The sequence below is a fragment of the uncultured Maricaulis sp. genome, from assembly GCF_905480005.1.
GTDB lineage: Bacteria > Pseudomonadota > Alphaproteobacteria > Caulobacterales > Maricaulaceae > Maricaulis.
On sequence record NZ_CAJQOO010000080.1, the window covers coordinates 1 to 13,320 of the forward strand.

Here is a 13,320-nt window from a genome sequence, read left to right on the forward strand (position 1 = left end):
TTTTGGCGTCGTTGGACCCCAACTCCCCAGCCCGGCCGCGCAACAAGGCCGTGGCGCCAGAGAGGGCGTCGGATGCGCCAGGGCGACCAGCCAGAGCATGGCTCAGCCAGGTTTCGCGCTGCAAATCGCTCCCCAGACCCAGCAGGCGTGACCCGTACCGACACCGAGATCAGGCCGGATGGCAGACCTTGCGGCGACCAAGCTGCGCAGATGGTGAAAACTTCATTTTTGCGACGGGCCCGCTGCGGGTAGTGTGCGGCACGGATTTTTCGGGGAGCATTCAATATGCGCACACTAATGATGATTACCGCGAGCTCGGCCGCACTTCTTGCCGCCGCCTGCACGCCCGCCGACGACGTTGCCGACACGGGTGAGACGAGCGCGATGACCGATACGATGAACGACGCGACGACCGACGCGACCACCGACGCCGGCACCATGCCCGCGGACACCGAAATGGCCAGCCTCGAAAACCCGCTCCTGAGCGAGTGGACGGGCGGTTATGGCGGCACGCCGAACTTCGACACGGCCAGTCTCGACGACCTGAGCGCCGCGCTGCGTGAGGGCATGGAACTCAATCTCGCCGAGATCGATGATATTGCCTCCAATCCGGAGCCGGCCACTTTCCAGAATACCATTCTCGAGCTCGAGCGCGCCGGCGCGCCGCTCAGCCGCGTCTTCTCCCATTGGGGTATCTGGTCCTCGAACATGTCATCGCCGGAATTCCGCGATATCCAGCGCGAAATGTCGGGCGAAATCTCGGCCTTCAGTTCGCAGATCACGCAGAATGAGGCCCTCTTTTCCCGCGTGCGTGCGGTCTATGAAGGCGAAGAAATGGCCACGCTCACGCCGGCCCAGCAGCGCGTTGTGCAGCTGACCTATGACGGCTTTGCCCGCAATGGCGCGATGCTGGAAGGCGAGGCCGCCGAACGTTATGCCGCGATCAATGCCCGCCTGTCCGAATTGCACACCAGCTTTGCCAATAACGTGCTCAACGACGAACAGAGCTATGTCACCTATCTGACCGAGGACCAGCTGTCCGGCCTTCCGGCCGACTTCGTGTCCGCGTCCGCCGCCGCAGCGGCGACCCGGGGTCGCGAAGGCGAGTATGCGATTACCAATACGCGGTCCTCGATGGCCCCCTTCCTGACCTTCTCGGACGAGCGCGATCTGCGTGAGCAGGTCTGGAATAATTACTATTCCCGCGGCGATAATGGCGGCGAGTTCGACAATAACGCCATCATCACCGAAATCCTGCAGCTGCGCGACGAGCGCGTCGGCCTGCTGGGCTATGACAATTACGCGTCCTGGCGTCTGGAAAACCGCATGGCCGGCACGCCGGAGCGCGCCCAGGCCCTGATGGAAGGTGTGTGGACCGCCGCTGTCGCCCGCATCGAGGAAGAAGTCGCCGACATGCAGGCCCTCGCCGATGCCAATGGCGATGACATCACCGTCGCACCCTGGGATTACCGCTATTACGCCGAGCAGGTCCGTTCGGCTCGCTATGACCTCGACAGTGAAGAGGTGAAGCAATACCTGCAGCTCGATAATCTGCGCGAAGGCATGTTCTACGTCGCCGGGGAGTTGTTCGGTTTTGAGTTCCGCGAACTGCCGGAAGGTGAAGTCTCGGTCTGGCATCCGACGGTGCGCGTCTGGGAAGTCACCAATCGCGAGACCGGCGCCAATGTGGGCCTGTGGTATCTTGATCCCTTCGCGCGCCAGGGCAAGCGCTCCGGCGCCTGGGCCAATTCCTTCCGCTCGCACACGACGATTGATGGCGAGACAAATGTCCTGGCCACCAATAATTCGAACTTCGTCGCGGGTGCTCCGGGTGAGCCGGTTCTCGTTTCCTTCGACGATGCGACGACTTTCTTCCACGAATTCGGCCACGCCCTGCACACGCTGTCATCCAATGTCGACTATCCGAGATTGAATGGCGGTGTCCGCGATTACACTGAATTCCAGTCGCAGCTTCTCGAGCGCTGGGTCCTGACGGATCCGGTGGTCAACAATTATCTGACCCATGTCGAGACCGGCGAGCCGATGCCGCAAGCCCTGATCGACCGCATTCGTGCGGCGGCCAATTTCAACCAGGGCTTCGCGACCGGCGAGTATCTCGCCTCGGCCCTGATGGACATGGTCTATCACACGACCGATCCGGCCGAGATCACCGACCCGGACACGTTCGAGCGCGAGACGCTCGCGCGTCTCGGAATGCCGGAAGAGATCGTCATGCGTCACCGCTCCCCGCATTTCGGGCACATCTTCTCGGGTGAAGGCTATTCGGCCGGCTATTACGGCTACATGTGGGCTGATGTGCTCACCGCCGACGCCGCGGAAGCCTTCCAGGATGCGCCGGGCGGTTTCTATGACGAAGAGGTCGCCTCGCGCCTGGTCGAGTATCTCTTCGCCCCGCGCAACTCGATGGACCCGGCCGAGGCCTATCGTCTGTTCCGCGGTCGTGATGCTGAAGTGTCGGCGCTGATGCGTGACCGCGGCTTCCCGGTCACCGAATAGACGAGACGATCATCCGCTCGATCAGGGCCGGCGGGGGAACCCGTCGGCCCTTTTCGTATCGATCGGTCAGTCCGCGTCTTTGATGCCCATATGCGGCCCTGCGCCGAGGCGGGACAGGCGGTCCTGGGGATTGTAGAGCTGGCAGGCCTTGAGCGAGAGGCAACCGCATCCAATGCAGCTGTCCAACCGGCCGCGCATCCGGGTCAGCGTGTCGATCTGCTGATCGAGGCGGTCGCGCAGGCCGGCGCTGATCCGTCCCCAGTCGGCCTGGTTCGGCGTGCGGCTGTCTGGCAGCGCAGCGAGGGCGTCCCGGATCTCGCGGATCGTCAATCCCAGCTGCTGGGCAATCAGGATGAAGGAAATCCGGCGGACATCCGCGCGCTTGAAACGGCGTTGCCCGCCCGCATTCCGGGACGGCTGAACCAGACCCTTATCCTCATAGAATCGGATAGCCGAGACGGACACGCCGGTCCGCCGGGCAATCTGTCCAATCGATAGCGGGTCGGTGGCTGCAAGCGGCATGCGAGGCTCCGGAGAAATAGCTTGACCTCAACCAAGGTTGAGAGATTATCAAACTGCCTGTCAAGGGAATCCGAGAGGTTCCGGTACAGGAGAAATCAATGACACAGGCAAGACTCGAACACGTCAATGTGACGGTGAGCGACCCCGCAGCGACGGCCAGGCGGCTCTGCGACTGGTTTGGCTGGCACATCCGCTGGAGCGGGCCGGCCAAGAATGGCGGCACGACTTATCATGTCGGCAATGATGACGATTACGTCGCCGTCTACGCGCATGCCCGGCCGACGGAGACCCCGCTCGGTCGACTCAATCATATTGGTGTCCTGGTGGAGGATCTGGCGGCCGCCGAAGCGAGGATCCTGTCGGACGGGATCACGACACACTCCCATGCGGATTATGAGCCGGGTCGCCGCTTCTATTTTGATGACCCGGACGGGATCGAGTTCGAAGTGATCAGCTACGCCTGACCCGGCGACGGAAATCATTGGCAGGCGGGGCGGTTATCGCTAGCGTCCGGGCATGGATGACCTTTCCGCCCCGCCTTCCACTGACAGACCTGATACGAACCGACCGGAGCAAGTCTCGCCGCTCGCACAGGCCCGTGCCCTTGATCCCGCTCGATATGTCGGGTCCGAGGCGTTGCGCTTCGATCAGGGTGAGGTGCTCTCCCGTGGCTGGCAGGTCGTGGCCCCAGTCTCGTCTCTGGCAGCGCCCGGCGATCATGTCGTGCGCGAGATTGGCGGCGTGCCGATCCTTCTGGTTCGCAATGGCGAGGGCGCGCTCAACGGATTCCTGAATATCTGTCGCCACCGCGCCGGTCCGCTCGCCCTGTGCGACGGCAAGGGCGCCAAGCGATTGCGCTGCGCCTATCACGGCTGGGCCTATGACCTGGACGGGCAATTGCGCTCGGCGCCGGAAATGCAGGCTGCGGAGGACTTTGATGTCGCCGGCATTGCGCTTGAGCGGATCGAGGTCGAGATCTGGGGCGGGATGGTTTTTGCGCGCATCCGGTCCGGACCGTCTTTCGTGGATGTGATGGCCGGCCTGGATGACATTGTTGGGCCGGATCGCCTGGCGGGCCTGAAGCATCATCACAGTCGCCTCTATGATGTGGCCTGCAACTGGAAGGTCTATGTCGACAATTATCTGGAGGGCTATCATTTGCCCTTCGTCCATCCGGACCTGACCCAAATCGTTTCCTATCCGGACTACAAGACCGAGCTGGCGCGCTACTGGTCGCTGCAACGCTCTCCTATTGACGCCGAAACTGACGCCTATGCGGCCGGTGAGGCGCTCTATTTCTTTATTTATCCCAACACGATGCTGAATATTCTGCCTGGCCGTATGCAGACCAATCGGGTTGTCCCCGACGGGCCTGACCGCTGTCATGTCGAGTTCGATTTCTACTATGCGCCCGGTCAAACCGGCCGCGCTGAAGCCGATGACGCCTTTTCCGATCGCGTCCAGGAGGAGGACAGGCTGATCTGCGAGCATGTCCAGAAAGGCCTCGCCTCCGGCGCTTACGATCCGGGACGGCTTTCGCCGTCCCAGGAAGCCGGTGTCTGGCACTGGCAGAATCTTTTGCGCGATGCCTATGCCAATTCCGGCTGATGGACGGCGCGTCCGGGGGGACAGATGACCACCAATGAAACCGACCAGCCGTCGCTGGAAAAACCCACCCACAAGGCAATTGGCTTCTGGGGCTGCTGGGCTCTCGTTGTGGGCATCATGATCGGATCCGGCATTTTCATGCTTCCGGTCGTCCTCGCGCCCTATGGCATGCTTGGCTTTACCGGCTGGGTCGTGACCGCGGGCGGGTCCATCCTGCTCGCGCTTGTGCTGGGTCGCCTCGCCCACCGCACGACCCGGTCCGGCGGGCCGGTCGCCTATGCCCATGATGCCTTTGGCGACCTTGTCGGCTTTCTGGTGGCCTGGGGTTACTGGGCTTCCTACTGGATCGGCATGCCCGTCATCGCGATTGCCTTCGTTGGCTATCTCACGGTTTTTGTTCCGGCGCTGGACAATGCTCCGATCGCTCAGGCCGGGTGTGCTCTCGCATTGATCTGGGGGCTGGGCCTGATCTCCCTTCATGGCATACGCGATGCCAGCATCGTTCAATTGCTGATGACGGTGCTCAAACTTATCCCGATCTTCCTGATCATCGGCGTCGGCCTGTTCACCGGCGATATTGCCAACCTGCCCGAGGCAAACCCGTCCGGTGGCAGCTTCTTCCCGGTGCTGGCGGCAACGGCGCTCCTCACCATGTGGGCCTTTGCCGGACTGGAGTCGGCCACCGTGCCCGCCGGCGATGTGCGCGATGCGGCGAATACCGTCCCCAAGGCGACCGTGATTGGCACGATTACCGTGGCCCTCATCTATATCGCGGCAACGGCGTCGGTGATGCTGGTCGTGCCAGCCGCCGAGCTCATTGACTCGACCTCGCCTTTCTCCGACGCCGCCCGCGCGCTGGGGAGTTGGGGCCCCGGTCTGATCGCGGCAGGCGCCATGATCTCGACCGCCGGCGCGCTGAACGGCGTGATCCTGCTGTCTGGCCAACTCCCGATGGCGGTCGCGTTCGACCGGCTCGCGCCAGCCATACTGGGCCACCGCAACAAGGGCGGGGCGCCGCAAGTCTCCCTGCTAATCTCCTTGACGCTCGGCTCCATCCTGCTGGTGGCGAATTACTCGCGCGGTCTGGTCGAGGCGTTCACCTTCCTGTTGATGATGAGCACAGTCTGCCTGCTCCTCCCGCTCCTGGTCAGTGCCCTGGCCGAGCTCCGCCATTCCTGGCGGTCGGCCCGCAGCTGGGCCATCATCGCCCTCGCAGCCGGCGCCTATTCTGCCTTTGCGGTGCTTGGATCGGGCCTGGAAGTGCTGGCCTGGGGCGGCGTTCTCATCCTGGCCGGTCTGCCGGCCTACTATCTCGGCAAGCCAAAACAGGTGGTCGAGGCCTAGGGCAGAGCTTTGTCGCCGACCTGTCTTCTCTCCGCTCCGGGCGGTGCCCCGCCTGTCTTCTCCACCAGAAGCCTGTCGGCCAAACAGCCTATCCCGCTTGGCCAAACCGCTTGGCGATGCTACCTGCCCGCTCCATGACCATAGATCCGTCCCTCATCCGCAATTTCTCCATCGTGGCCCATATCGACCACGGCAAATCCACGCTGGCCGATCGCCTGATCCAGGTGACAGGCGGGCTGACCAAGCGTGAGATGAAGGAGCAAGTGCTCGACAATATGGAGCTCGAGCGCGAGCGGGGCATCACGATCAAGGCTCAGACCGTGCGTCTGGACTATTTGGCGAAGGACGGGAAGACCTATGTCCTCAACCTGATCGACACCCCCGGACACGTCGACTTCGCCTATGAGGTCAACCGGTCATTGGCCGCCTGCGAAGGCTCGCTCCTCGTCGTCGATGCCTCCCAGGGCGTGGAAGCGCAGACACTGGCCAATGTTTATCAGGCCATTGAAGTCGATCACGAGATCGTCCCCGTCCTCAACAAGATCGACCTGCCCGCCGCCGAGCCGGACCGGGTCAAGGAACAGATCGAGGATGTGATCGGCCTCGACGCGTCCGACGCTGTCGAGATTTCCGCCAAGACGGGACTTGGTATCGAGGATGTGCTGGAAGCCGTTGTGAAACGCTTGCCGCCGCCCAATGCCGGCGATCCCGCCGCGCCGCTCAAGGCGATGCTGGTCGATAGCTGGTATGACCCCTATCTCGGCGTCATCTGTCTGGTTCGGGTGATCGACGGCACGCTCAAGAAGGGCATGAAAGTGCGCCTCATGGGCACGGGTGCGGCCTATCCTGTCGACGGGGTCGGTGTCTTCCGCCCCAAGAAGGAATCCATCGACAGTCTTGGACCGGGCGAGATCGGCTATCTCAATGCCTCGATCAAACAGGTTCGTGATGCGCGGGTCGGTGACACGGTCACCGATGATCGCCGTCCGGCCGACAAGGCACTGACTGGCTACAAACCGGCCCAGCCCGTGGTCTTTTGCGGCCTCTTTCCGGTCGACAGTGCCGAGTTCGAGGATTTGCGCGAAGCGATCGAGAAACTGGCCCTCAATGACGCCTCCTTCTCCTACGAGATGGAGACTTCCGCGGCGCTCGGCTTCGGTTTCCGCTGTGGTTTCCTGGGCCTGTTGCATCTCGAAGTGATCCGCGAGCGTCTCGAACGCGAGTATGATATCGAGCTGATCACGACCGCGCCGTCCGTGGTCTATCGCATCATCATGAATGACGGCTCCGAGATCGATCTGCACAACCCGGCCGACATGCCTGATCCGGTCAAGATCGACACCATTGCCGAGCCCTGGATCAAGGCGACCATACTGGTCCCGGACGAGTATCTGGGCGGCGTTCTCAAACTCTGTCAGGATCGCCGCGGCAACCAGGTTGAGCTGACCTATGCCGGCAATCGTGCCCTGGTGGTTTATGAGCTGCCGCTCAATGAAGTTGTCTTCGACTTCTATGACCGTCTGAAATCGGTCACCAAGGGCTATGCCTCCTTTGACTATCAGTGGATCGAGGATCGCGTCGGCGATCTGGTGAAGATGTCGATCCTGGTCAATGACGAGCCGGTCGACGCGCTCTCCATGGTGGTTCACAAGGCCCGCGCCGATATGCGCGGCCGGTCCATGTGCGAAAAGCTCAAGGATCTGATCCCGCGGCACATGTTCAAGATCCCGATCCAGGCAGCCCTGGGTGGCCGGATCATCGCCCGTGAAACCCTGTCGGCCCTGCGCAAGGATGTGACGGCCAAATGCTATGGCGGCGACGCCAGCCGGAAGCGCAAGCTTCTGGACAAGCAGAAGGCCGGCAAGAAGAAGATGCGCCAGTTCGGCAAGGTCGAAATCCCGCAGGAAGCCTTCATTGCCGCGCTCAAGATGGATGATGATTGACCGGGGCTTGCCTTCGGCCGCCGATGCGCCATCTTCTCGTCAGACCTTTCGCATCCCTCAGGGAGATTGATGATGCGCCGCCAATTTGCTGCCAGCCTTGCTGCCCTTGCCCTCACCGCTGCTCCGGCCCTTGCCGAGCTTGATGCCGGCGATGCCGCCGCGGACTTCACGGTTTCCGGCTTCCAGGCCGGTGAGCCGGTTTCCTTCCATCTCGCCGAGGCGCTGGAAGAGGGACCTGTCGTGCTCTTCTTCTTCCCGGCGGCCTTCACCTCGGGCTGTGAAGCCCAGGCCGCAGCTTTCGCTGAGGCGATCGACCAGTTCACCGCTGAAGGCGCCCGCGTCATCGGCGTGACCGGGGGCAATACGGACCGTCTGGCCGAGTTCTCGACCCAGCACTGCGCCTCGGCCTTTCCGGTCTTTGCCGCGGAAGACGGCATGGCTCGCGCCTATGATGCCCGCATGATGATGCGTCCGGGCTGGACCAATCGCACCTCTTACGTGATCGATCAAAATTCGACGATTGCCTTTTCCTGGTCCGATATGAGCCCCTATGAGCATGTCGATCAGACACTTGCGGCTGTGCGCGCGCTCAATGTGGAATAATCTTGCGCGTCCCTCGGTGCCAACCGGGCCACGGTAGCGATATCATGCAGTAGACAAGGGCGCGGACATCGTGTTGCGGTGCATTGTGAGACGTGGCGATTCTGGCCGTCTCAATGCCCTTGGGAAGCTGCGTGATGTCCGACCCCGTCGTCCTGTTTGAGAATGTCCATCCTGTCGCCGATCTCGCCTTCAAGGCAGACGGCTATGCCATTGAACGCCATGCGGCGGCTCTGGATATCGACGCGCTGCACGCAGCCCTCGGCCCGGCGGTATTGGCGGGGATCCGATCGCGCACCAAGATGAATCGGGCGGCCTTCGATGCGGCGCCCAATCTGCGTGCGCTGGGCTGCTTCTGCATTGGTACCAACCAGGTTGATCTCGGCGTCGCAGCGGATCGCGGCATTCCCGTTTTCAACGGCCCCTTCGGCAATACACGATCCGTGGCCGAGCTGACTCTCGCCTCGGTGATCATGCTGATGCGCGGCATCCCGATGCGCTCCGGCGCCGCAATGCGCGGTGAGTGGCAGAAATCGGCGACCAATTCGCATGAGGTCCGCGCCAAGAAGCTGGGCATTGTCGGCTATGGCAATATCGGCTCGCAATTGTCCGTTCTCGCCAGTGCCCTGGGCATGCATGTCTATTTCTACGACACAGAACCCAAGCTGGCGCACGGCAATGCGCGGTCCTGCTCGAGCCTGGAGGAATTGCTGGCGATCTCCGATGTCGTGACCCTGCATGTTCCCTCGACCGACCAGACCCGCAATATCATGAGCCGCGACTCCATCGCCAAAATGAAGCCGGGCTCCATTCTGATCAACCAGGCTCGCGGAGACCTGGTCGATATTGACGCATTGGCCGAGGCGCTTGAAAGCGGTCATCTGATCGGCGCCGCCGTCGATGTCTTCCCGAAAGAACCGGCGTCCAAGGATGAGGCCTTCGTCTCACCCCTGCAGGCCTTCAAGAACATCATCCTGACCCCGCATATCGGCGGCTCGACGCTGGAGGCCCAGCAAGCCATTGGCGAAGACGTGTCGGGCAAGCTGGCCCGCTTTGTCTCACTGGGCGCGACCAAGGGCGCGGTCAATGTGCCGGAGATTGAACCCGGCCGGATCAAGTCGGGACGGACCCGTCTCTTGAGCTTCCATTCGAACGCGCCGGGCTTCCTGTCTCGCCTCAATGACGCGGTCAGCGCCTCGGGGGCCAATATCGCCGCTCAGCAACTCGAGACCCGCGGCCAGCTTGGTTATGTGGCAGCGGATCTTGAGGGGGACCTCCCGCCAGGCTTCGTTGATCATATCAGCGCGCTTGACGGGTCGATCAGCGCGCGTCTGGTCCGCTAGCCCGCCGGCTCGTATCGCTCCGTCCAACGACGGCGGCTGAGGCCGGCGATCAGCAACCATCCGGCAAACACAAATTCGGGCAGGGCGGCGGGCAGAAGCAGAAGGCCGCCGAGCCCGGACAGTGCGGGGAATCCGAAATGGACCAGGCCAAGAGCCAGATAGCTCAGGCCTGACAGTCCCATGAGGATGCCGAGAAAACGCGGGAAATAGCCGGATCGGGCAAGCAGGATGCCAAGCGCGCAACCGTGCACGCCGAACAACATCAGACCGAGAATATAGCCCTCATTGTGCAGGCCGAGAAAAGTCAGGGCGAGTGTGTTGGCGGTGGCCGGCTCGAATTGTCCGGCGATGGCACTATCGCCCAACAAAAGCAGCGGCGCTGTCTGAGCCAGCAGGGCGGTCACCAGGACGCCGCTCATCACCAGCCGAACCGACAGGGCGAACAGTGCGATGCCGCGGTCAACCGGGGCCAGCAAGCGGTAGAAGGTTACGGCCAGCACGATATCCAGCGCGAAGACCAGGAAATCGGCGAGGAGGCCGAGACGGAACAATCCGTTGCGGCTCTGGATGAGCTCGGCGGTGGCGTCGGCACTCTGCCAGTCAATCAGACTGCCGCGAACGGCCATCTGGGCGAAAATTCCGCACAGAATTATCACGACATAGGCAAGGCCCGAGACGCGGGCGAGCGTGACAGGGTGGCGGGTCAGTGTGGCTGTGGTGGGCATGCGGGCTCCGATCAGGACGTGGTCATGATGCCCATCCTCGCGGTGGGTCTGACGCCGGTCTCGCCGATTTTCAAATCGGCGCATCCTGCATTGAAGACATGCCCAGCCGTGCGAACTAGACGCCCAGCGCCTTGGCCAGCCCGTCGACCGTGCGCACATAGCTGGCGCCGGACCATTCGCAGGCGGCAATGACGACATCGCGCCTGGCGATCAGGCCGAACCCGATGAAGCGGTCGGCAGCGCCGGCCTCATAGGCTTCAAAATCCGTCATGCCATCACCCACCATGATGGTCTCGCCCGCCTGTCCGGAAATCGAGGTCAGAATCTCCGCCTTGCCGCCATTGCGCGAGAGCGGATAGCCAGTGTCCAGGCCGGCGACCCGGTCGCCCTCCCAGACAAAGCGGTTGGCGTGGATGTCGCCCTGGCCGAATCCGAGGTCGACGAGAACCGGTTCGAGCAAATCAGCAAACCCGCCGGAAATCGCATGCAGCGTATCGCCCTCGGACCGCAATCGGCTGAGCAGTGGCGCCATGCCCGGGGTCAGTCTCTGTCTCAAATGCTCGGCGATGGCGGCAACGCCTTCACGGTCGAGCGCAGCGAGTTGCAGGCGTGCCTCCAGACTGTCACGCAAGGCCATGCTGCCTGACATGCCAGCCTGGGTGATCTCGTGCAGGCGGGTCTTGGCCGCGACCCTGTCCTCGCGCTCGGCGAGGGCTGCTTCCAGTGCCGTATCCAGCGACTCGACGCGCAGGAGTGTGGAATCAACATCGAAGGCAATCAGTCGGGTCACGGCAGAATCCTGAGCTCACCAGGGGCGAGTCTAGACGCCGGATGCAAGCCTGTCAGCGCCCCGGTCCTGCCTGGCGTCACGTGCCGATCGGACAGACGACGCCTGTGCCACCAATCCCGCAATAGCCGGACGGGTTTCTGGCCAGGTATTGCTGGTGGTAATCCTCGGCATAATAGAAAGGCCCTGCCGGCGCGATCTCGGTCGTGATCGGTCCCAGGCCAGCTTTCGCCAATTCCTGCTGATAGGCGTTCGCGGACTCGCGCGCCGCCGCGAGCTGATCATTCGCGGTGGTATAGATCGCCGAGCGATACTGGGTCCCGCGATCATTGCCCTGGCGCATGCCCTGCGTCGGGTCATGCGCCTCCCAGAAACGTTTCAGCACGTCGTCCAGCGTGATGAGGGCCGGATCGAATATCACCCGCACAAGCTCGGTATGTCCGGTCGCGCCGGAGCAGGTTTCCTCATAGGTGGGGTTGGGCGTCGAGCCGCCACCATAACCGACAGCGGTATGCCACACGCCGGGTGTCTCCCAGAAAATCCGCTCGGCACCCCAGAAACACCCCAGGCCGAGATGCAGCTCGGTCATGCCTTCGGGGCATGTCATCCGGATGTCACGCCCGGTGATCACATGCGCTGGCGCGGTGGCAATCGGGCGGGTGCGACCGGGCAAGGCCTGGTCGGCGGGAATGATTTCGGATTTCCAGACAGGGTCTGACATGCAGGGGCTCCAGCGCCACGGGGTAAGACCTCAAAATAGGTGTCCCGCGGATAAAAACCAGAGCCCCGGCATGCTCAAACTGCGTCAGCCACCAAGCCGCGTTCGCTCGATGCGCTGGAAGGGCTGCCAGCTCTCTCCGGCATCATTGCTGGCGTCGATCAGCATGCTGTGACGATCGCTGTCGATGATCTCGATGGTGAGGCGGAAATGGGTGCGCGAACCGTCCGCATTCACGAAAGGCGTATCCGCGCGCAGATTGTCCACCACGAGGCGGTCATCCGGCCCGATCACCCCCTCGAACACATCGAGATTGCCCCAGGTATCATCGAGCGCCACCAGTCGGAAAACATCACGGTTCTGGTCGTACTGGATGGTGGTCTCGAGTCGCCAGGCTTTGATCGGGCGCTCGGGCACATCCTCGCGCAGGGCCATGTTGTCGAGCAGATAGCGGATCGTCACCGAGTAGGCGGCTTCCCCTCCGGTCCAGCCGCCCGCGCGGTCACTCTCGAACTCGCGGACCGACCAGGCACCGGCCATTGGCGCCAGCCGCGCCATCTCCGTCCGGGCCTCTTCACCCCAGCTGCGGCGCACGGCCTCATCCTGGGCGAGTACGGCGGGCGCGCTCCCGGCGAGCACGCCGAAGACCAGGCCGGAAGCGGCCCAAAGTCTGATTGTCATGATTTTCCCCTGTGACCAGACGTGATTGACGAACGGCCCCCTTTTCGCTTGCCAGATTGTCGTCCGGACGCGGGACTGACAAATCACGTCTTCGCAAGGTGCTAAAGCTGAGCGAGACGCCTTGCAGGATGCGCCGCGATGGGTATAGTCCGCGCCTTCGCGGTGAGGTGGCCGAGTGGTCGAAGGCGCACGCCTGGAACGCGTGTAGGCGGGTAACCGTCTCGTGGGTTCGAATCCCACCCTCACCGCCACATATCTTCTTGAAATAATTAGATAAAATGGCGTCGCACAATTCTCGCGGCGTTTCCGCGGCTTCGTGGATATTTCCCTGCATGGAGACCGGGAGGATTGGGCGATCTGGGCGCTATATTGCCCACCGGTCTCTGTTCGCGCTTTCGGGCAGATCGGGTAGGGTGATTTCCCTGTTTTCGGCAGTGTCAGATTAAACGCCGCTTGAGCGAGTTCGCCCGATTTCGTAGCGTTTTCTGATGCGTAATCCGTTTCGGTATTTCAAGACGTCGCCTGAGATCAT

The 13,320-nt window shown here is 62.4% G+C and carries 12 protein-coding genes and 1 tRNA gene; 8 read left to right on the top strand and 5 right to left on the bottom strand.

All coding sequences use genetic code 11. The features are described 5' to 3' along the window. Nucleotides 1–438: 438 nt before the first annotated feature. A complete protein-coding gene (locus tag QZ266_RS08055; protein WP_367178223.1) occupies nt 439–2,517 on the top strand; it encodes a M3 family metallopeptidase in 2,079 nt (692 codons plus the stop codon). A gap of 66 nt (nt 2,518–2,583) precedes the next feature. On the opposite strand, the gene soxR is transcribed toward QZ266_RS08055, so the two are convergent. Next, complete coding sequence (gene soxR / locus QZ266_RS08060; RefSeq protein ID WP_295693712.1) at nt 2,584–3,039, bottom strand: redox-sensitive transcriptional activator SoxR; 456 nt, start codon at nt 3,037–3,039, stop codon at nt 2,584–2,586. A 98-nt stretch (nt 3,040–3,137) separates the two neighbouring features. Between soxR and QZ266_RS08065 the strand changes: the two genes are divergently transcribed. From QZ266_RS08065 to serA, 6 genes are all read left to right on the top strand, one after another. Beyond that, nucleotides 3,138–3,503: a VOC family protein gene (locus tag QZ266_RS08065; RefSeq protein WP_295693714.1), complete on the top strand. Its 366-nt coding sequence runs from the start codon at nt 3,138–3,140 to the stop codon at nt 3,501–3,503. A 52-nt stretch (nt 3,504–3,555) separates the two neighbouring features. Next, on the top strand, nt 3,556–4,647 hold the full coding sequence (locus QZ266_RS08070; RefSeq protein ID WP_295693716.1) for an SRPBCC family protein: 1,092 nt from the start codon (nt 3,556–3,558) through the stop codon (nt 4,645–4,647). Nucleotides 4,648–4,671: 24 nt separating this feature from the next. Further along, nucleotides 4,672–5,991, top strand: a complete 1,320-nt coding sequence (locus QZ266_RS08075; RefSeq protein ID WP_295693718.1) for an amino acid permease — start codon at nt 4,672–4,674, stop codon at nt 5,989–5,991. 134 nt (nt 5,992–6,125) lie between these two features. Continuing rightward, entirely contained in the window at nt 6,126–7,934 is a 1,809-nt protein-coding gene (gene lepA, locus QZ266_RS08080) for a translation elongation factor 4 (RefSeq protein WP_295693721.1), read from the top strand. A 72-nt stretch (nt 7,935–8,006) separates the two neighbouring features. Further along, nucleotides 8,007–8,537, top strand: a complete 531-nt coding sequence (locus QZ266_RS08085) for a peroxiredoxin (protein ID WP_295693724.1) — start codon at nt 8,007–8,009, stop codon at nt 8,535–8,537. Between the two features lie 134 nt (nt 8,538–8,671). Then, nucleotides 8,672–9,877, top strand: coding sequence for a phosphoglycerate dehydrogenase (serA, locus tag QZ266_RS08090; RefSeq protein ID WP_295693727.1), 1,206 nt, complete (start codon nt 8,672–8,674; stop codon nt 9,875–9,877). Here the strand turns inward: serA and QZ266_RS08095 are convergent. From QZ266_RS08095 to QZ266_RS08110, 4 genes are all read right to left on the bottom strand, one after another. Then, nucleotides 9,874–10,602 carry a DUF4386 domain-containing protein gene (locus QZ266_RS08095; RefSeq protein WP_295693729.1) on the bottom strand — a complete coding sequence of 243 codons (729 nt, stop codon included), beginning with the start codon at nt 10,600–10,602 and terminating at the stop codon, nt 9,874–9,876. The genes serA and QZ266_RS08095 overlap by 4 nt on opposite strands. Before the next feature lie 115 nt (nt 10,603–10,717). After that, entirely contained in the window at nt 10,718–11,392 is a 675-nt protein-coding gene (locus QZ266_RS08100) for an HAD-IB family phosphatase (RefSeq protein ID WP_295693731.1), read from the bottom strand. A 76-nt stretch (nt 11,393–11,468) separates the two neighbouring features. After that, a complete protein-coding gene (msrA, locus tag QZ266_RS08105) occupies nt 11,469–12,110 on the bottom strand; it encodes a peptide-methionine (S)-S-oxide reductase MsrA (RefSeq protein ID WP_295693734.1) in 642 nt (213 codons plus the stop codon). 84 nt (nt 12,111–12,194) lie between these two features. Next, nucleotides 12,195–12,788, bottom strand: a complete 594-nt coding sequence (locus tag QZ266_RS08110) for a DUF1579 family protein (protein WP_295693737.1) — start codon at nt 12,786–12,788, stop codon at nt 12,195–12,197. 161 nt (nt 12,789–12,949) lie between these two features. Between QZ266_RS08110 and QZ266_RS08115 the strand changes: the two genes are divergently transcribed. After that, nucleotides 12,950–13,039 (top strand) — tRNA-Ser (locus tag QZ266_RS08115). Nucleotides 13,040–13,320 lie beyond the last annotated feature (281 nt).

Excerpts from the sequence above, each read along its gene's own strand:
- soxR (WP_295693712.1), bottom strand. The coding sequence starts at position 3,039 with ATGCCGCTTGCAGCCACCGACCCGCTATCGATTGGACAGATTGCCCGG.
- QZ266_RS08075 (WP_295693718.1), top strand. The coding sequence starts at position 4,672 with ATGACCACCAATGAAACCGACCAGCCGTCGCTGGAAAAACCCACCCAC.
- msrA (WP_295693734.1), bottom strand. The coding sequence starts at position 12,110 with ATGTCAGACCCTGTCTGGAAATCCGAAATCATTCCCGCCGACCAGGCC.
- QZ266_RS08095 (WP_295693729.1), bottom strand. The coding sequence starts at position 10,602 with ATGCCCACCACAGCCACACTGACCCGCCACCCTGTCACGCTCGCCCGC.
- serA (WP_295693727.1), top strand. The coding sequence starts at position 8,672 with ATGTCCGACCCCGTCGTCCTGTTTGAGAATGTCCATCCTGTCGCCGAT.
- QZ266_RS08110 (WP_295693737.1), bottom strand. The coding sequence starts at position 12,788 with ATGACAATCAGACTTTGGGCCGCTTCCGGCCTGGTCTTCGGCGTGCTC.
- QZ266_RS08070 (WP_295693716.1), top strand. The coding sequence starts at position 3,556 with ATGGATGACCTTTCCGCCCCGCCTTCCACTGACAGACCTGATACGAAC.
- QZ266_RS08085 (WP_295693724.1), top strand. The coding sequence starts at position 8,007 with ATGCGCCGCCAATTTGCTGCCAGCCTTGCTGCCCTTGCCCTCACCGCT.
- lepA (WP_295693721.1), top strand. The coding sequence starts at position 6,126 with ATGACCATAGATCCGTCCCTCATCCGCAATTTCTCCATCGTGGCCCAT.
- QZ266_RS08065 (WP_295693714.1), top strand. The coding sequence starts at position 3,138 with ATGACACAGGCAAGACTCGAACACGTCAATGTGACGGTGAGCGACCCC.
- QZ266_RS08055 (WP_367178223.1), top strand. The coding sequence starts at position 439 with ATGCCCGCGGACACCGAAATGGCCAGCCTCGAAAACCCGCTCCTGAGC.